The organism is Priestia sp. ABM2_011 (assembly GCF_056158845.1).
Map to the genome: position 1 here is coordinate 1179975 of NZ_JBSWUB010000001.1, position 18692 is coordinate 1198666.

Genomic DNA, 18692 nt, shown 5'->3' on the forward strand with positions numbered 1-18692 from the left:
GGATATTTTATAATGTAATTATGTTATAATTGACACTATCGATTTGGAGTTAAAAGAACTTTAAACAAATAGTGATGGAAAGGGAGACAAGGATGATGAGCGTAAAAACCATCTATGATATTGTGGCCAACATGAAAGAACAGCTTCATGTTGAATTAAGTCATCCATATGTAAAAAAATATATTCATCATCCGCGTATTGATGAAAATAGATTACTGTACATGTGTTCGTTCTTAGATACTCTTTCAATGGAAGAAGAAAAAAAGAACAGCTCTGTGCTATCTGTGATGCTCGTTCAAACCGCACTTGATACCCACGATCTAGTCTCCACTCAAAATGTTAGCGGAAATGAAGGGAAGCTGCATGAGAGGCAGCTGGTAGTTTTGGCCGGAGATTATTACAGCGGCCTGTACTATTACTATTTAGCTCAAAGCAGCCAGCTGAATTTAATGAAAGTTATAGCATCTGCTATTAAAGAAATTAATATCGCTAAGATACACATTTATAACAATCGCTCTACTAATCCACACGACGTTATGAATAGTTTTTTAGCAGCAGAATCATCGTTTGTAAGATGCTTATGTGACTATTTTGAACGTGAAGAGTGGAAAGAACTTTTAAAACATGCAGCGTATTTGAATGGGATATTAAAGCAATTAAAGTCATTACAGCATAAAGAGCCTACTCTCTTGCTAAACTATTGCAAACAAATTGGCATGAATCAAGAACAAATAAAAGAATACCTTTATTCGTATACTCAACAGTCTGTAGATATTGTTAGAGGGTACTTACGAAGTGAATTTGCGATGAATGAGTTTTTAAGAGAGCACTTAGATGAACTTACATCTAGCTTAGAAGTGTTGAAAAATGTCGTAGGAGAAGGATAGAGATATGCAGCAATCAAAAGAACAGCGTGTCCATGGCGTATTTGAAAAAATATACAAAAATTATGATCAAATGAATTCTGTTATTAGTTTTCAGCGTCATAAGGCATGGCGCAAAGATACGATGAAGCGAATGAATGTTCAAAAAGGAACAAAAGCTTTAGATGTTTGTTGCGGAACTGCGGATTGGACGCTAGCTATGGCTGAAGCAGTTGGAGAAACAGGAGAGGCAGTTGGCCTGGATTTTAGTCAAAATATGCTAAAGATTGGTGAAGAGAAAGTAAAAAACTCACCTTTTTCAAATATTACTTTACTACATGGCAATGCAATGGAGCTTCCTTTTGAAGATAATTCATTTGACTATGTAACGATTGGATTCGGACTGCGCAACGTGCCCGATTACCTTCAAGTTTTAAAGGAAATGCAGCGCGTCGTGAAACCTGGCGGAAAAGTGGTTTGCCTTGAAACGTCTCAGCCAACGATGATTGGTTACCGACAAATGTACTTGCTTTATTTTAAGTATATTATGCCTGCGCTTGGAAAGATGGTCGCTAAAAGCTATGATGAATATTCATGGCTTCAAGAGTCAGCTAGGGACTTTCCAGGTCAAAAGCAATTGGCTGATATGTTCCGTGAAGCCGGTTTGACAGATGTTGAAGTGAAATCTTACACAGGTGGAGTAGCGGCGATGCATCTAGGGTACAAACGATAAAAGAGAAAAAGCTTGTCCTACAGGTGCAACAGCCTGTAGGATAAGGAGTAAAGAATGAATATATAATGCAAGGTGAGTCCAATGAAACTAAAAATGATGTACGCTTTTTTGAATACGGATATTACCCTTATTGAGAAAGAACTTGAACAAACTGTTCATACCGATGAAACACTTATCACAGATGCTTCTCTTCACCTTTTACAAGCAGGGGGGAAACGAATTCGCCCTGTATTTGTTTTGTTGGCAGCTAAATTTGGGCATTACAATATCGACCAAATCAAACATGTGGCAGTAGCGCTTGAGCTGATTCATATGGCGTCTCTTGTTCATGATGATGTTATTGATGACGCTGATAAGCGACGGGGAAAACCAACAATTAAGGCAAAATGGGACAATCGTATTGCTATGTATACAGGGGATTACATCTTTGCTCGTGCACTTGAAGTTATGAGTGAGGTTAAAGATGTGGAAGCACATAAAATTTTATCTAATACGATGGTGGAATTAACGCTCGGTGAAATTGAACAGATTAAGGACAAATACAACCTAAACCAAAACTTACGCGTGTATCTGCGTAGAATTAAACGTAAAACGGCACTGCTAATTGCTGCAAGCTGTCAGTTAGGCGCAATTGCAGCGGGAGCTCCTGAAGATATACATAAACGTTTATTTTGGTTTGGATATTACGTGGGAATGTCATTTCAAATTACGGATGACATTTTAGATTTTATCTCATCAGAAGAACAGCTTGGGAAACCAGTTGGCAGCGACTTACTGCAAGGAAATATTACGCTGCCAGTTTTGTATGCCATTGAAAATGCTGAGTTTCGAGATAAAGTAGAACAGCTTTTCGAGAGGGAATATGAGCAAGAGCTGATTGATGAAATTATTTCTGATATTAAATCTTCTAACGCCATTGAACGTTCATTTGAGATGAGCGATCGTTATCTGCAAAAAGCGATGAGCATTTTAGAAGAACTGCCGCCAAACAAGGCGAAAAAAACGCTGCATCAAATTGCGAAGTACATTGGAAAACGGAAATTTTGATTTATTTACTTTCATAAGTTGTAAACTGCTCGAAACAATGTTAATATCTTCATGAGGTGTGATTGCGCTTTCAAAACTTGTTTACATATCATGAACTTCAGGGGTGGAGAGTAAAATGATACAAAAAACGTTTTTAATGGTCAAACCAGACGGGGTACAAAGAAGCATTATTGGTGAGGTTATTTCTCGCTTTGAGAAAAAAGGTTTTCAATTAGTTGGAGCTAAGCTTATGCATATTTCGCAGGAATTAGCTGAAACACACTATGGTGAACATAAAGAGAAACCTTTCTTCGGTGAGTTAGTGAAATTTATCACATCAGGTCCAGTTTTTGCTATGGTATGGGAAGGTGAAAACGTGATTTCAGTATCACGTCAAATGGTGGGGAAAACTAACCCTCAAGAAGCGCTTCCTGGAACTATTCGAGGTGATTATGGACTGATTGTGGATAAGAATATTATTCACGGCTCAGATTCACCAGAAAGTGCGGAGCGTGAAATCAGCTTATTCTTTGAAAGTGAAGAGCTGACTTTCTATAAAAAAGACGCAGACGCTTGGATTTACTAATTTAGATAGCGCAAAAAGACGAATGAATTTTCATTCGTCTTTTTTATTGTGTGTATAAACAGGCTTCTAGGCTATTAAGTGCAAAGATTTCCCCGCATAAACATTTTCATAATGTATTCCGATATATTAATAAGAAGATAAGCGTATATAAAGGTTTTATTTCTTTATACGTCTAACATAAACGTATAGGAATGAGAAAGGAGAGTCAAAGATGATAGATGAATACGACGCGTTTGTGGAGAAAATAAAAACAAAAACAGGCATTGATTTATCACTATATAAGCAGTCTCAAATGCACCGCCGCCTCACCTCGCTGTATGAAAAAAAAGGTTTTTCTAGTTTTTTTGAATATTATCGAGCAATGAACAGTAACAACGAACTGCTTGAGGAGTTTTTAGATCGGATGACGATTAACGTGTCAGAGTTTTATCGCAACTATCAGCGGTGGGATATATTGGAGCAAAAAATTTTACCGACTCTTGTAAAAGGAAAAACAGATCTGAAAGTGTGGAGCGCTGCCTGTTCAACAGGGGAAGAGCCGTATACACTAGCGATGGTTTTATCAACATTTTTTCCGCTTTCGCGTATTTCTATATTGGCGACCGATCTGGATGAAAAAGTGATAGAAAAAGCAAAAATAGGCTTTTATGATGAACGTTCACTTCAGGAAATGCCTGTTTCGATGAAAAATAAGTACTTTCAACAAAGAGGAACCGGGTACTTATTAGATGAAAAAATCAAAAAAACAGTTATTTTTCAAAAACATAACTTACTGTCAGACTCTTTTCCTAAAAACGTTGACTTGATTGTTTGTCGAAACGTGCTTATTTATTTTACCGATGAAGCAAAGCATGCTTTATATGAAAAGTTTAGCAGAGCTTTAGCACCTGGAGGCATCTTATTTGTAGGGAGCACAGAGCAGATTTTCACTCCGCAAAAGTATGGGTTTGAAACGGCTGATACGTTTTTTTACAGAAAAGTAAAGACCATTTAATTGAGATAACCTGAAGCGATTTCTTACAAGCTGAGGTGAAACTTTTTATATATTCTTATGTTATAGTATGGTATAGTCATATTTAAAAATGGAAAAATTCTGACGAATAATACATATTAAGCGGAGGTACGATTATGCGATATTTAACAGCAGGAGAATCACATGGTCCACAGTTGACTACTATTTTAGAGGGTGTTCCCGCAGGACTTCCTTTAACAGCCGAAGACATCAATACAGATTTAGCGCGAAGACAAAAAGGTCATGGTCGCGGAAGACGTATGCAAATTGAAAAAGATCAAGCGGAAATTTTAAGCGGTGTTCGCCACGGCTATACGCTAGGATCTCCTATTACGTTAGCGGTAGAAAATAACGACTGGAAACACTGGACAAAAATTATGGGCATCGAGCCAATTTCTGAAGAAGAATCAGAAGAAGTAAAGCGTAAAATCTCAAGACCAAGACCAGGGCATGCCGATTTAAACGGCGCTATTAAATATGGTCATCGCGATATGAGAAATGTATTAGAACGTTCTTCAGCTCGTGAAACAACTGTAAGGGTAGCGGCAGGTGCTGTGGCTCGTCAAATCCTTGCTCAGTTCGGGATTTCTGTAGCTGGACATGTATTAGAAATTGGCGGCGTACAGGCAAATCCTCCTCAATACAAAAGCTTAGAGGAACTTCAAGAAGTCACTGAAGCTTCTCCAGTAAGATGTTTTGACTCAGCTGTTGAGAAAGACATGATGCAAGCAATCGATGATGCTAAGAAAAACGGCGATTCGATCGGAGGCGTAGTAGAAGTTATTATTGAAGGCGTGCCAGCAGGAGTGGGCAGCTATGTCCATTACGATCGTAAATTAGATGCGAAGATTGCTGCAGCTGTTATGAGCATTAATGCATTTAAAGGCGTTGAGTTTGGGATTGGATTTGAAGCGGCTCGCAGACCAGGAAGCGAAGTTCATGACGAAATTCTATGGGATGAAGAGCATGGATATACCCGTAAAACAAACAACTTAGGCGGCTTTGAAGGTGGCATGACAACAGGTATGCCAATTGTAGTACGCGGTGTAATGAAACCTATTCCAACGCTTTACAAGCCGTTAAAAAGTGTTGATATTGAAACAAAAGAAGCCTTCGAGGCAAGCATCGAACGTTCAGACAGCTGTGCTGTGCCGGCAGCAAGCGTTGTAGCAGAAGCCGTTGTAGCTTGGGAATTGGCTGATGCGCTAATCGAACAGTTTGGACAAGACCGAATTGATTTAATTGCTGAAAATATTGAGAAAATGCGTGTACATGCGAGGGAGTTTTAATGTTGCAAATTGATATTCAAACTTTATCCAAAACATATCCTCTTTATTTAGGAAATGGATTAATTGAAAAGCTGCCTTCTATTATTGAGAGTGTAAAACCTAATCTGTCGTCGGTGTTAATCATCACTGATTCAGCTGTAGATTCATATTATGGAGAAGCGGTTGTAAAAGCGATTGAGACGCAGTTTAAAGTGGCTAAATACGTAGTACCAAGCGGTGAACACGCAAAGTCATTTCAACATTACTACGATTGTCAGACTTTTGCACTCGAGCAGCAGCTTGACCGCAATGCGCTCGTTATTGCTTTCGGCGGAGGGGTAGTTGGCGATTTAGCTGGATTTGTAGCCGCTACATACATGAGAGGGGTTTCGTTTATTCAAGTGCCAACGACGCTTCTTGCTCACGATAGTGCTGTAGGCGGTAAAGTAGCCATTAATCATGAGCTTGGAAAAAATATGATTGGCGCTTTTTATCAGCCTGAAGCGGTTGTTTATGACATTGATCTTCTTAAAACGCTTCCTGAAAGAGAGTGGCGTTCTGGTTTTGCAGAAGTGATTAAACATGCTTTTATTCACGATGAAGCATTTTATGAATGGCTTCAGCAAAATATACAATCGCTGACTGATTTACAAGATGAAAAATTAATTTATGCTATTCAAAGCGGTATTTTAGTCAAAGCATCTGTTGTAAAAGAAGATGAGACAGAAGCTGGCGTTCGCGCTCACCTGAACTTTGGACATACGTTAGGTCATGCGATCGAAGCAGAGTGCGGCTATGGACAAATCAGTCACGGAGAAGGCGTAGCCATTGGGATGCTGTTTGCTATGAAAGTCAGCAATACGCTTGGGAAAAGCGAGTTCCCTGTAGCTGAAATTGCGAAATGGTTTGAAAAATTTGGCTATGAGACGTCTGTTCCAAACCACCTTTCAGCTGAAAAGCTGCTCGTGAGAATGAAAGCAGACAAGAAGTCCAAATCAAGCAATGTTCATATGGTACTGCTTGAAGGCGTAGGAAAACCTTTTGTTCAACAAGTAGAAGATGAAGTGATTCTTAAGCTGCTGAATGAAGAGCTTCAAGCGTAGTTTCTTCAAAAGCCAAGTAGATAGTAGTTGACAAATGAATTTGAAACGTACTACAATTGGTAACAAGTTAGTTTAGAGATTTTAGTTATGAGAAAAAAATAGACAGTTTAGTTGAGATTAGGGTAGACGAGAATGAGACAGTTGAGCAGAGTTTAGTTGAGTGAATTTTACCATTCGTATACCCAAAGGCCCATTTTTGATGTGTCTTTGGGTTTATTTATTATATCCTCTTTTATATAACCTCATCTATTCTCATTCTCCATGAAATGGAGGATTGAAAGATATGACGAACACGTATACTTCTTTTTTAGAAGACTCTACAAAGTATTTAACCATTCCAATCATAAAAAAAATATTTATCGATAGCATGACACCTGTTGATCTTTTTCAGCAAGTAAAAGATGAAGCTGTATATTTGCTTGAAAGCAATGATGAATCATCACCATGGTCCAATTATTCTTTTATTGGCTTGAATCCGTTTTTGTATGTAGAAGAAGAGAACGGAACCTATCTAGCAAAAAACAAGCAGCTTCAACCTGTGCTGCAAGGAGACAGCTTTAAAGAGGTATTTTGTAAAATTCAGCAAGAGCTGAAAGTGAAAGTACCAGACCTTGCACTTCCTTTTAAAGGAGGAGCAGTAGGATTTATCAGCTACGACGCAGTATCGCAAATTGAAAAAGTAAACGTACATGCCCAAAACGATTTGAACATGCCTACTTTTCACTTTATCTATTGTCAAACGATGCTCGCTTATAATCACCAAACAAAAGAGCTTATGGTGATTCACTACATTCAGCTTGATGAGCAAGATAAAGAACAGCAGAAAAAAGAAAAACATGATGAAGCTCTAGCAGAGATCAATCGATATGTTGAAAGAATAGCGCAGACGGTGAAAGAAAAGCCGATGATGTTTGAAAGCGAGCAGCGCGAAGTTAGCTTTGAAGGTGTGACATCGTCATACCAAAAAGATAAATTTGTGCAAGATGTGGAAAAAATTAAGGAATACATTAAAAGCGGAGATGTTTTTCAAGCCGTATTGTCGCAGAGATTTCAAATTGATACGACCGTAGCTGGATTTGATATTTACAGAGTATTGCGATTAGTTAATCCATCTCCTTATTTATTTTACGTGAAAGTAAAGGGAGTGGAATTGATTGGAAGTTCCCCTGAGCGGTTGATTCAAATTGAAAACGGCCATTTAGAAATTCATCCAATTGCAGGAACGAGAAGACGCGGCAGAGATGCAGAAGAAGATGCGCGCTTGTATGAAGACTTAATTAACGATGAAAAAGAGCGGGCAGAACACTATATGCTCGTGGACTTAGCAAGAAATGACATCGGCCGAGTTGCACAGTATGGAAGTGTCCAAACGCCGGTATTAATGCAGCAGGTTAATTTTTCGCACGTCATGCACTTGATTTCTAAAGTGACAGGACGCCTAGATGAAAAAGTACATCCTATTGATGCGCTGCTTTCTGCATTTCCAGCGGGTACCGTATCTGGCGCTCCAAAAGTGCGGGCGATGCAAATCTTAAATGAAATTGAACCAGTTGCGCGAAATGTATATGCAGGAACCGTAGCATATCTCGGATTTGATGGAAACATTGATTCGTGCATTGCAATTCGTACCATTCTTTTGAAAGACCAAACCGCTTATATACAGGCTGGAGCAGGAGTGGTTGCTGACTCAAAACCGGAGCTTGAGTGGAAAGAAACCCGCAATAAAGCTAGCGCTTTAATTAAAACAATTCAATTAGCTCAAGACATCTACGATAAAAAGGAGGATGTATATGTTTAAAGAATTGTTGAAAAAGTGTTTGCGCGGCGAGTCACTTTCAGCGGAAGAAGCAGAAAAAATTATGAATGATATTATGAACGGTAAAGTCCCGGCAGCTCAAATTGCTAGCGTGCTAACCATTTTAACGTACCGAGGAGAAACCGTCGATGAAATTGTTGGTTTTGTCCGGGGTATGAAAAACAACATGAATGCTATTTCTCTAGAAGAATTAAACGTAGTAGATACGTGCGGTACGGGAGGAGACGGCGCCTCTACGTTTAATATTTCGACGGCTAGTGCGATTGTGGCATCTGCTGCTGGAGTAAAGGTTGCGAAACATGGGAATCGCGCGGTGTCTTCTAAAAGCGGAAGTGCAGACGTGTTAGAACATCTGGATATATGGATTCAAGGAAATGAAAAAGAAGTGAAAAATGCGGTGTCTGACCTCAACATGTCCTTTTTATTTGCGCCGCTTTATCACCCTGCTATGAAGCACGTTGCTGCTACTCGAAAGGAATTAGGGTTTAGAACCGTTTTTAATGCATTAGGTCCGTTAGCAAACCCTACTAATTGCACAAAGCAAGTAATTGGCGTTTACTCTATTGAGCTTGCACGGAAATTAGCAGAAGCGCTTGTTGTACTGGGAGCTAACCACGTTCTTCTCGTTGCGGGCAGGGACGGTTTGGATGAAATTAGTGCCACGGATGTAACGGATATTGTAGAAGTGCAAGACAATGTTATTACAGAATATACGCTTGCACCAGAGGATGTACACTTACAGAGAGGTAAGCTTGAAGACTTGGTGGTAGAAGACGCGAAATCGAGTGCAGAGCTCATTGAATCGCTATTTTTAAATAAAAGTAATGTAACTGCTAAAAATGCAGTCGTGTTGAACTCTGCTGCAGCTATTTACGTTAGCGGAAACGTTTCTACTTTTGAAGAAGGAGTAGCTGTAGCTTTAGAAACAATTGAATCAGGTGCTGCATACACGCAATTACAACGATTGAAATCGAAAAAGGTGGTTGAACATGCTCAATAAAATTATTGAAACAAAAAAAGAAGAAATTCAAAACCTACAGTTACCCGAACAGCAAAATGTTACAAAACGATCATTTTTAGAAGCTTTATCAAATCCAAATCGAGAGCTGGCTCTTATTGCAGAAGTAAAAAAAGCCTCTCCTTCCAAAGGATTAATAAAGGAGAATTTTCAGCCTGTGGAAATTGCTAAAGCCTACGAGGAAGGAAAAGCAGATGCTTTGTCTGTGTTAACGGATCAGCACTATTTTCAAGGACACCGAACGTTTTTAAGTGATATTAAACAGCATGTCTCTATTCCTGTGCTTCGTAAGGATTTCATCATTGATTCCATTCAAGTGGAAGAAAGTGCAAGAATCGGTGCCGATGCTATTTTACTCATCGGAGAAGCACTTGAACCATTAAAATTGCAAGAGCTTTATCTTCAAGCTGCTGAAAAAGAGTTAGATTGTTTAGTAGAAGTGCATTCTTTAGAAACGCTTGAACAGCTGTTAGCTGTATTTACACCGAAGATTATCGGGATTAATAATCGAAATCTTCATACGTTTGAAACCAGCGTGCAGCAGACAAAAGAAATCGCTAAGCACGTGCCGAAAGATCAGCTTTTAGTAAGTGAAAGCGGCATTTACTTATACGATGATGTTTCCTACGTAAAAGAAGCCGGAGCAAAAGCTATTTTAGTAGGAGAATCGCTTATGAGACAGGATAATCAAACCAAAGCGATTAAAAAGCTGTTTGGGGAAAGTGAATATGCTTATTAAGTACTGCGGTATTCGATCAAAACAAGATATAGCTTTAATCGAAAAGTCGGCTGCTACTCACATTGGCTTTATTTTCTACCCTAAAAGTAAACGATATGTAAAGCCTGAACGAGTAAATGAGTTTGTAACAGATGAAATAAAAAAACAAGTCTCGCTAGTAGGGGTATTTGTTAATACACCGGTGGATCAAATACTTGAAATTGCCTCCGTGACAAATTTAGCTGTGATTCAGTGCCACGGGCAAGAAACAGCTGCTGAAGTACGTGAGTTAAAGCAGCGTGGATATGAAGTATGGAAAGCACTCCCGCACAATAAAGATACGCTGCAGCAAATGCATGTATATGAAGAAGCTGACGGTTATGTAATTGACAGCAAGGTTAAAGAACAATTCGGAGGAACGGGCGTCGCTTTTGATTGGAGCTTCGTTCCTCAGTATGAATCAGCTGCACGAAAGTTAGGTAAAAAATGCTTTATTGCTGGAGGAATCAATGCCTTTAACATTGAGAACTTGTTACCCTACAAGCCTGGGGCGATTGATATTTCTGGCGGTATTGAAACAAATGAAACGAAGGACTATACAAAAATTATAGAGATTGAAAGGAAGATCCATACTATGACATACAATCATCCTGATGAATTTGGCCGCTTTGGTGAATTTGGCGGAAAATACGTACCTGAAACATTAATGAAACCACTTGAAGAAGTAGAAGCAGCTTTGAATCAAGCAATGAAAGATCCGGCATTTAAAGATGAGTATCTATCCTTACTCGTCAATTACTCAGGGCGACCAACGGCTTTAACATATGCTGATAATATTACCGAAACACTCGGCGGGGCAAAAATTTATTTAAAACGTGAAGACTTAAATCATACGGGTGCTCACAAAATCAACAATGCCATTGGACAGATTTTACTTGCTAAACGGATGGGCAAAACAAAAATTATTGCTGAAACAGGAGCGGGTCAGCACGGGGTAGCCACAGCTACAGTAGCTGCAAAGTTCGGAATGGAATGTAAAGTATTCATGGGAGAAGAAGATATTGAACGTCAGGCGTTGAACGTCTTTCGCATGAAGCTTCTAGGAGCGGAAGTCATTCCTGCAACTTCTGGAACAAAAACGCTAAAAGATGCAACAAATGAAGCAATCCGCTACTGGGTTCAACACTGTGAAGATCATTTTTACTTAATTGGTTCGGCAATTGGACCGCATCCTTATCCTAAAATGGTTCGAGATTTCCAAAAAATTATTGGAGAAGAAGCAAAAGAACAGTTTACAGCGGTAGAAGGAAAACTTCCAAATGCTGTCGTGGCATGCGTCGGAGGCGGTAGTAATGCAATCGGTATGTTTTATGATTTTATTAAAGAAGAACATGTACGCTTGATTGGAGTAGAAGCAGGGGGGAAAGGACTAAATACAGCTCTTCATGCTGCTAAAATGGCTAAAGGCACAAAAGGTGTTATCCACGGAACGCTCACGTATTTACTTCAAGATGAAAATGGTCAAATTACAGAGCCTTATTCTATTTCAGCAGGTTTGGATTATCCGGGTATCGGTCCAGAGCATTCTCACCTTTCATCTATTGGACGAGTAGAATATGAAAGTGTAACGGATGATGAATCAATCGAAGCTCTTCAGCTGCTGGCGAAAACGGAGGGAATCATCCCGGCTATCGAATCCGCCCATGCGCTGGCAAAAGCATTTGAACTGGCTAAAAGCATGACGAAAGAAGAAACCATTTTAATTTGCTTATCAGGTCGAGGAGATAAGGACGTTCATACATTAGTAAACTTGCTAGAAGGGAAGGAAGAAGAACATGAATACGTTTGAAGCGAGACTACCTAAACATGAAACATTATTTATTCCATTTATTACAGCAGGAGATCCTCATGAAGATGCAACGGTGGAGATTGCTTTGTCTTTGCAAAAGCAAGGTGCTTCTATTTTAGAGCTGGGCGTACCGTATTCCGATCCTTTAGCAGATGGTCCGATTATTCAAGAGGCGTCCAAAAGAGCTTTATCTGGCGGTATGTCTATTTCAAAAGCTATTAAGCTTGTATCGGTGATGAGAAAAAAAGGTGTGAAAATACCGGTAATTCTCTTTACCTATTTTAATCCTGTGTTACAATTAGGTTTAGAATCCTTTTTCGCGTTAATGCGAGAAAATGAAATAGATGGAGTGCTAATTCCGGATTTACCGTACGAAGAGAGTGGCCGTATCCGGGAGCTTGCCGCTGAAAATGAAGTTGCGTACATTTCAATGGTTGCTCCTACATCTAAAGAGCGTATTCAAAAAATTGCTGCAGATGCAACGGGCTTCTTATACTGCGTGTCGTCTTTAGGCGTTACTGGGGTTCGCTCTACGTTGCCGGCTGATATTGGCACCTTTTTAGAAGATGTGAAAGCAGCAGCTTCTATACCGGTTGCCGTCGGTTTTGGGATTTCAACAAGCGAACAAGTAGAGGTATTAAAAGAACACAGCGACGGCATTGTAATTGGAAGTGCAATTGTTAATAAAATTGGCCAGCTTGAAGAAGTTCTTTTAAATAAGGATACACGCCGAGACGGATTAAATCAAATTGAGGAGTATGTTGCATCCATCGTTTCGCCTATACAAAAATGCGAGGTGTAACACGGTGAAGGTAAAAGAACAATTACTAACTTTATCTCCATATAAACCAGGTAAGCCAATTGAAGAAGTGAAGCGTGAATTTAATTTAGATCGCGTTGTAAAATTAGCATCCAATGAAAATCCTTACGGCAGCTCTGCTTTAGTAAAAGAGGCGATTGCTGCAGAAATTGAAAATATGGCGCTTTATCCAGACGGTTATGCAGCTGAACTGCGTGCAGCAGTAGCAAAACACGTAGGTGTAGAGCAAGATCAGCTGATTTTTGGAAATGGGTCTGATGAAGTCATTCAAATTATTTGCCGAGCTTTACTATCGGCTGATACAAACACTGTCATGCCAACGCCATCATTTCCTCAATATAAGCACAATGCCGTGATTGAAGGTGCAGAAATTCGTGAAGTACCGCTGCGCGGCGGAGATCATGATTTAAATGCTATGCTTCGTGCAATTGATGAAAATACGACAATTGTATGGGTATGCAGTCCTAATAACCCAACGGGAACGTATGTGAAGGGCGATGAGTTAATTTCCTTTATGAAGCAAGTTCCTAAGCATACGTTAATCGTTATGGATGAAGCGTATTTTGAGTATGCAGCAGACCAAGCCGACTATCCGAATACGGTAGAGCTTTTGAATGAATACGAAAACTTAATTGTACTTCGCACATTTTCAAAAGCATACGGCTTAGCTTCTTTGCGTATTGGTTACGGTATTGCAAACGAATCATTGCTACAAAAAATTGAGCCGGCTCGCGAACCTTTTAATACAAGCCGCATGGCTCAAAAAGCAGCAATCGTTGCTCTTGAAGACCAAGCGTTCATTGAAGAGTGCAAAAAGAAAAATGAAGCAGGTTTGCAGCAGTACTATGCTTTCTGTGATAAGAATGGCTTAAACTATTATCCTTCTTTCACTAATTTTGTTCTAATTGATTTTGGCCGTCAAGGCGATGAAGTGTTTCAATTTTTATTGGAGCGCGGATTTATCGTTCGTTCAGGGAATGCATTAGGCTTCCCAACTTCCGTTCGTATTACGGTGGGAACAAAAGAACAAAATGAACAAATCATTGAATTGCTTCAGCAGTTTGTTAACCAAGAAACGGCGAAAGCTTAATACCTAATATAGTAAAAGATGAGAGTGTGATTTCACACTCTCATCTTCATATGCACAATGAGGTGAAGGAAAGTGAAAGAAAATGTTTTTGTTATAGGCCTAGGATTAATTGGAGGATCTCTTGCACTTAATATAAAAAAGACGCATCATCATCTTGATGTAATAGGTTTTGACATTAATCAAGAGCAGCTGGAGCTCGCTAAAACTCTAGGCGTAATTGACCAAGCGGCTTCTTCTTTGCAACAAGGCGCTGAGCAAGCGGATTATATTGTTATTGCCATTCCGGTCACCCAAGCAGCGGAAGTGCTAAAACAGTTCGAACATTTTACGCTCAAACAGTCTGTCATCGTAACAGACGTAGGAAGTACAAAAGAAGAAGTAGTGAAGACAGCCGAGGCTCTTATTTCTAAAGGCATTGAGTTTATCGGGGGTCATCCAATGGCGGGGTCTCATAAAAGCGGAGTAGCTGCTTCTAAAGCTCATTTATTTGAAAATGCAATGTATGTATTAACACCTTCATCTTCTACTTCTTCGGAGGCTTTAAAAAGCTTAAAGGAATTGCTAAGTGGTACAAAAGCTAAAATTATTGTAATGTCACCAAAAGAACATGATAAATTAGCAGGTGTCATTAGCCATTTTCCACATATTATTGCTGCAAGCCTTGTTCATCAAGCAGAATATTACCAACAAGACAATCAGCTAGTTTCGCAGCTTGCGGCTGGAGGGTTTCGTGATATTACACGTATTGCTTCAAGCAGTCCAGCGATGTGGAGAGATATTTTGCTTCATAACCAGGATGCGCTTCTTTCAATGTTTGACCACTGGCTTGAAGAAATGAACGACGTGCGAAATATGATCGAACGAAAAGATGCGAATGATATCTATACATATTTTTCACAAGCGAAACAATTTAGAGATCAGCTTCCTGTACGAACCAAAGGAGCGATTCCATCCTTTTATGATCTCTATGTGGATGTTCCTGACTATCCGGGTATTATCTCAGAAGTAACCGGTTATTTAGCAGAAGATGAAATCAGTATTACAAACATTCGAATTTTAGAAACACGAGAAGATATATACGGAGTATTACGTTTGAGCTTTCAAACAGAGGAAGATAGAAAGCGGGCAAGAGCGTGTCTCCATCAGCATCAATATCAGACGTTTATTTCTTAATGTACGAAAGGTGTGAATGAAATGAGTGGAAAACCATTAAAAACGAATCTTTCATCTCTTCAAGGAGAAATTTCTATTCCCGGGGATAAGTCGATTTCTCACAGAGCTGTGATGTTCGGAGCGATGGCAGAAGGGAAAACTACGATTAATCATTTTTTAGCAGGTGAAGATTGCTTAAGTACTATCTCTTGTTTTGAAAAGATGGGCGTATCGATTAAAAGAGAAGGCGAGTATGTCGAAGTGGAAGGTAAAGGTATCGAAGGATTAAGTGAACCTACTTCCATCTTAGATGTAGGAAATTCAGGAACAACTACTCGTTTAATGCTGGGGATTCTTGCCGGTGTGCCATTTCATACGTCTCTAATTGGAGATGAGTCGATTGCCAAGCGTCCAATGAGCCGTGTTACGGTGCCGCTGCGCTCTATGGGTGCAAAGATTGATGGGCGTGAGCATGGCCAATATACGCCTTTATCTACTAGAGGAGGAGCATTAAAAGCAATTCATTACCATTCTCCTGTAGCAAGTGCACAAGTAAAATCGGCGATTTTACTAGCGGGACTTCATGCCGAAGGCACAACAAAAGTAACCGAGCCTTTTACATCACGCGACCATACCGAGCGTATGCTTCGCGCATTTGGAGTAGACGTAGAGGTAGATGGAACGACTGTAAGTATTGAAGGGGGACAATCCCTGCGCGGAACGGATGTGTACGTCCCTGGAGACATTTCTTCAGCTGCATTCTTTCTTGTTGCAGGAGCCATTGTTCCAAACAGCCGAATCGTTTTGAAAAACGTCGGACTCAATCCTACAAGAACAGGTATTATTGATGTGCTTCAGCAAATGGGTGCACGCCTTACAATTTCCAATGAACGTATTCAAAATGGAGAGCCTATTGGCGATTTGACGATTGAAACGTCTCAGTTGAAAGGGATTGAAATTGGGGGCGATTTAATTCCTCGTTTAATTGATGAAATTCCGGTAATCGCTCTTTTGGCGACTCAGGCAACTGGGAAAACGGTGATTAAAGATGCGGAAGAACTAAAAGTAAAAGAAACGAACCGTATCGATACGGTTGCAACCGAGCTAAGCAAGCTGGGTGCCTCTGTTACGCCAACAGCTGATGGCCTCATCATTGAAGGCAAGACGGCCCTGCGAAGCGGTGAAGTAGACAGCTACGGAGATCATCGAATTGGAATGATGCTTGCGGTCGCAGCAGCCATTGCAACGGGAGAGGTAACGCTAAAGAGAAGTGATGCCATTCACGTCTCCTACCCTACTTTTTTTGAAGATCTTGATGAGCTAAGCCAATAAGGAAGAGGCTGGAACAAACGTATTTTGGTTGAAGGGAAATCCGAACGAGGAATTGATATTGTTGATGAAAAATCAAACTCGTTCGGATTTTTTATTGAGATGGTGAACGAAGGTTTCATGTCTCAATCTCGTTTTTACCTAAAAAAATGTAAGCGTATTCAAATTGATTTGTTGAACAAACGCTCAAACTATTTTATCATTGTGTATAGAAGCATGTGTTCTTGCTTCGAGTTTGGAAAAATAGAAAATTAATTCGTTTTATTTTTATATAAAAAGTGAATGTAATAATAAAGGAGAATTGTGTGTGAAAGAACTAGACCGCGCGATAGGTTACGTAGAATCCAATGAAATTGAAAAAGGTCTTGCCCTTATTCATGAATTGAAAGATAAAGCTACAGACGAAGAAAAGTTTTTAATGGCTGAACAGCTGCAGGAGTGGGGACTAGTAAATGATGCGCTGCCTTTAATAGACGAGCTCATCGCTAAATACCCAGAAGAAGGCGAGCTGTATTTATTAAAAGCTGAAATGCTCATTGATTTAGAAGAAGAAGAAGAAGCCATTCATATTTTAAATCAAATTAGCAGCGAAGACGATAATTACGTGCCAGCTCTGCTTCTTGTAGCTGACTTATATCAAATGCAAGGCCTTAGTGAAGTAAGTGAGCAAAAGTTAATGGAAGCGAAAAAAATGCTTCCAAATGAGCCGGTTATCGATTTTGGGCTCGGTGAATTTTACAGCAGTCAAGGAATTTATCAAAAGGCAATTCCTTTTTATCAAACGCTGCTAAAAACAGAAAAAGAATTTAACGGTACGGATCTTCGTCAGCGATTAGCTGAAAGTCTAGCAGGTATCGGCCAGTTCGAAGAAGCGCTTCCTTACTTTGATCAAGCGTTAAAAGATAAGCTTGAGATTAACACACTATTTGAATATGCGATTTCAGCGTATCAAGCAGGTCATTATCAGACCGCTATTGAAAAGTTTACAGAACTAAAAGAGTTAGACCGTGAGTACCATTCTCTTTATTTATATTTAGCAAAGTCATATGAACATGAAGAGATGCTAGAAGAGGCTGCGGTGGCTGTCAACGAAGGTATTGCGCAGGATGAATTTCAAAAAGAACTTTACTTTTTTAAAGGTAAAATAGCATTAAAGCGCGGTCTAGAAGAAGAGGCTGAATCGGCGTTTCAACAAGCGATTGCACTAGATCCAGGGTACATTGAAGCTATTTTAACTCTCTCTAAACTTTATATGAGTCAAGAGAGATATGAAGATGTAGTAGAGAATATCGAGCATGCCAAAGAATATAATGAGCATGATCCTCATTTTGAATGGGATTTAGCAAAAGCTTATCAGGAATTAGAAAATTATGAAGAAGCGCTAAAATACTACGAATCTGCATATACTGTTTTTAAAGAAGAGTATGCGTTTTTAGAAGAGTATGGCTATTTCTTATTAGAAGAAGGACAGCGCTCGAAAGCGAAGGGGATTTTCCAAGCTTTATTAGCCATGGATCCAACAGTAGATGAAATTCAAGACATATTATTTCAATTAGAAGAATAAATAATAGTTCAGAGGATTTTATTGCTGCCGTGTGGAATAAATAACTGTAAAAGGTGTTTTAACTGAGAGTTTAAACACAGAGGAGGGAAGTGAGAATATGACGACCCCTGTTACTGTCAACGAGAAAAAAGAATTTGTTCGCTGGTTTTTAACGAATTATCAGCTGAAGCGCAGAGAATGTGTATGGATTTTAAATTATTTGATGAGCCATGATCAATTGATGAAACGAGTTCACTTCGTTGAGCAAGCACAGTTTTGTCCTCGCGGGATGGTGATGTCTACGCACTGTGTGGAAGACCCTCCATTTCGTTTTTATAAAGAAAATATCATGACAACCGATGCAGAAAAATCATTTCATGATATTCGTTTGAATCGAGAAGAAGACATTTATATTCAATTAAACTTCCGATTGTTGTATTCATCGCCTCAATATGTGGCTGTACTGGAAGACAATCCGTATATGCCAAAAGCTAATCAAACAAATGAAAAAGACAGAGTATTAGCTGAGCAAATATTGGAAGAATCTATTCAGAAATTTCAACGATCAAAAATCATGGAACTAATTGATAAAGCATTAGATGAAAATGATAAAGAGGAATTTCAGCGCTTAAGCGAATATTTAAATAACCATTATGTACAGTAGATAAACGAGAGATTGGCTAGCTTCTTAGAAAAAGGTCAATCTCTTTTTTTATCTCCTTATTCAGTTTGAAAAATAAATAAGACAAGCCTTAGCAAGCTTGCT

The 18692-nt window shown here is 39.3% G+C and carries 17 protein-coding genes and 1 pseudogene; all 18 read left to right on the forward strand.

From position 1 onward, the window contains the following. Positions 1 to 95: 95 nt before the first annotated feature. Positions 96 to 887: a heptaprenyl diphosphate synthase component 1 gene (locus ACXAE4_RS06285; protein WP_226313308.1), complete on the forward strand. Its 792-nt coding sequence runs from the start codon at positions 96 to 98 to the stop codon at positions 885 to 887. Between the two features lie 4 nt (positions 888 to 891). Continuing rightward, entirely contained in the window at positions 892 to 1596 is a 705-nt protein-coding gene (locus tag ACXAE4_RS06290) for a demethylmenaquinone methyltransferase (RefSeq protein WP_013059012.1), read from the forward strand. A gap of 81 nt (positions 1597 to 1677) precedes the next feature. After that, a complete protein-coding gene (gene hepT, locus ACXAE4_RS06295; RefSeq protein ID WP_028411507.1) occupies positions 1678 to 2643 on the forward strand; it encodes a heptaprenyl diphosphate synthase component II in 966 nt (321 codons plus the stop codon). A gap of 115 nt (positions 2644 to 2758) precedes the next feature. Next, positions 2759 to 3208 (forward strand): nucleoside-diphosphate kinase, encoded by a 450-nt coding sequence (gene ndk / locus ACXAE4_RS06300; RefSeq protein WP_013059010.1) that lies wholly within the window; start codon positions 2759 to 2761, stop codon positions 3206 to 3208. 211 nt (positions 3209 to 3419) lie between these two features. Beyond that, positions 3420 to 4202, forward strand: a complete 783-nt coding sequence (locus ACXAE4_RS06305) for a CheR family methyltransferase (protein ID WP_028411506.1) — start codon at positions 3420 to 3422, stop codon at positions 4200 to 4202. A 134-nt stretch (positions 4203 to 4336) separates the two neighbouring features. Then, a complete protein-coding gene (gene aroC, locus ACXAE4_RS06310) occupies positions 4337 to 5509 on the forward strand; it encodes a chorismate synthase (RefSeq protein ID WP_099000471.1) in 1173 nt (390 codons plus the stop codon). Then, positions 5509 to 6591: a 3-dehydroquinate synthase gene (gene aroB / locus ACXAE4_RS06315; protein WP_028411504.1), complete on the forward strand. Its 1083-nt coding sequence runs from the start codon at positions 5509 to 5511 to the stop codon at positions 6589 to 6591. The genes aroC and aroB overlap by 1 nt, the downstream gene beginning before the upstream one ends. A 283-nt stretch (positions 6592 to 6874) precedes the next feature. Then, positions 6875 to 8389, forward strand: a complete 1515-nt coding sequence (gene trpE, locus ACXAE4_RS06320; protein ID WP_028411503.1) for an anthranilate synthase component I — start codon at positions 6875 to 6877, stop codon at positions 8387 to 8389. After that, positions 8382 to 9407: an anthranilate phosphoribosyltransferase gene (trpD, locus tag ACXAE4_RS06325; protein ID WP_028411502.1), complete on the forward strand. Its 1026-nt coding sequence runs from the start codon at positions 8382 to 8384 to the stop codon at positions 9405 to 9407. The genes trpE and trpD overlap by 8 nt, the downstream gene beginning before the upstream one ends. After that, positions 9397 to 10164, forward strand: a complete 768-nt coding sequence (gene trpC, locus ACXAE4_RS06330) for an indole-3-glycerol phosphate synthase TrpC (protein WP_028411501.1) — start codon at positions 9397 to 9399, stop codon at positions 10162 to 10164. The genes trpD and trpC overlap by 11 nt, the downstream gene beginning before the upstream one ends. After that, positions 10154 to 10747, forward strand: a pseudogene (locus tag ACXAE4_RS06335) (phosphoribosylanthranilate isomerase); the annotation flags it as partial. The gene trpC and the pseudogene ACXAE4_RS06335, both read left to right, overlap by 11 nt. Before the next feature lie 30 nt (positions 10748 to 10777). Further along, positions 10778 to 11992 (forward strand): tryptophan synthase subunit beta, encoded by a 1215-nt coding sequence (trpB, locus tag ACXAE4_RS06340; RefSeq protein WP_028411500.1) that lies wholly within the window; start codon positions 10778 to 10780, stop codon positions 11990 to 11992. Next, complete coding sequence (trpA, locus tag ACXAE4_RS06345) at positions 11979 to 12794, forward strand: tryptophan synthase subunit alpha (protein ID WP_033579751.1); 816 nt, start codon at positions 11979 to 11981, stop codon at positions 12792 to 12794. Before trpB ends, trpA begins: the two co-directional genes overlap by 14 nt. Positions 12795 to 12798: 4 nt before the next feature. Then, positions 12799 to 13902 carry a histidinol-phosphate transaminase gene (hisC, locus tag ACXAE4_RS06350; protein ID WP_033579752.1) on the forward strand — a complete coding sequence of 368 codons (1104 nt, stop codon included), beginning with the start codon at positions 12799 to 12801 and terminating at the stop codon, positions 13900 to 13902. Between the two features lie 72 nt (positions 13903 to 13974). After that, entirely contained in the window at positions 13975 to 15075 is a 1101-nt protein-coding gene (locus ACXAE4_RS06355; protein WP_099000468.1) for a prephenate dehydrogenase, read from the forward strand. A 21-nt stretch (positions 15076 to 15096) separates the two neighbouring features. Further along, entirely contained in the window at positions 15097 to 16386 is a 1290-nt protein-coding gene (gene aroA / locus ACXAE4_RS06360; RefSeq protein WP_034270869.1) for a 3-phosphoshikimate 1-carboxyvinyltransferase, read from the forward strand. A gap of 298 nt (positions 16387 to 16684) precedes the next feature. Next, positions 16685 to 17947 (forward strand): tetratricopeptide repeat protein, encoded by a 1263-nt coding sequence (locus tag ACXAE4_RS06365; RefSeq protein WP_205689540.1) that lies wholly within the window; start codon positions 16685 to 16687, stop codon positions 17945 to 17947. A gap of 97 nt (positions 17948 to 18044) precedes the next feature. Next, the gene (locus ACXAE4_RS06370) at positions 18045 to 18590 is read left to right on the forward strand and encodes a ReoY family proteolytic degradation factor (protein ID WP_475235671.1); all 546 of its coding nucleotides are present in this window, start codon (positions 18045 to 18047) and stop codon (positions 18588 to 18590) included. Positions 18591 to 18692: the final 102 nt, after the last annotated feature.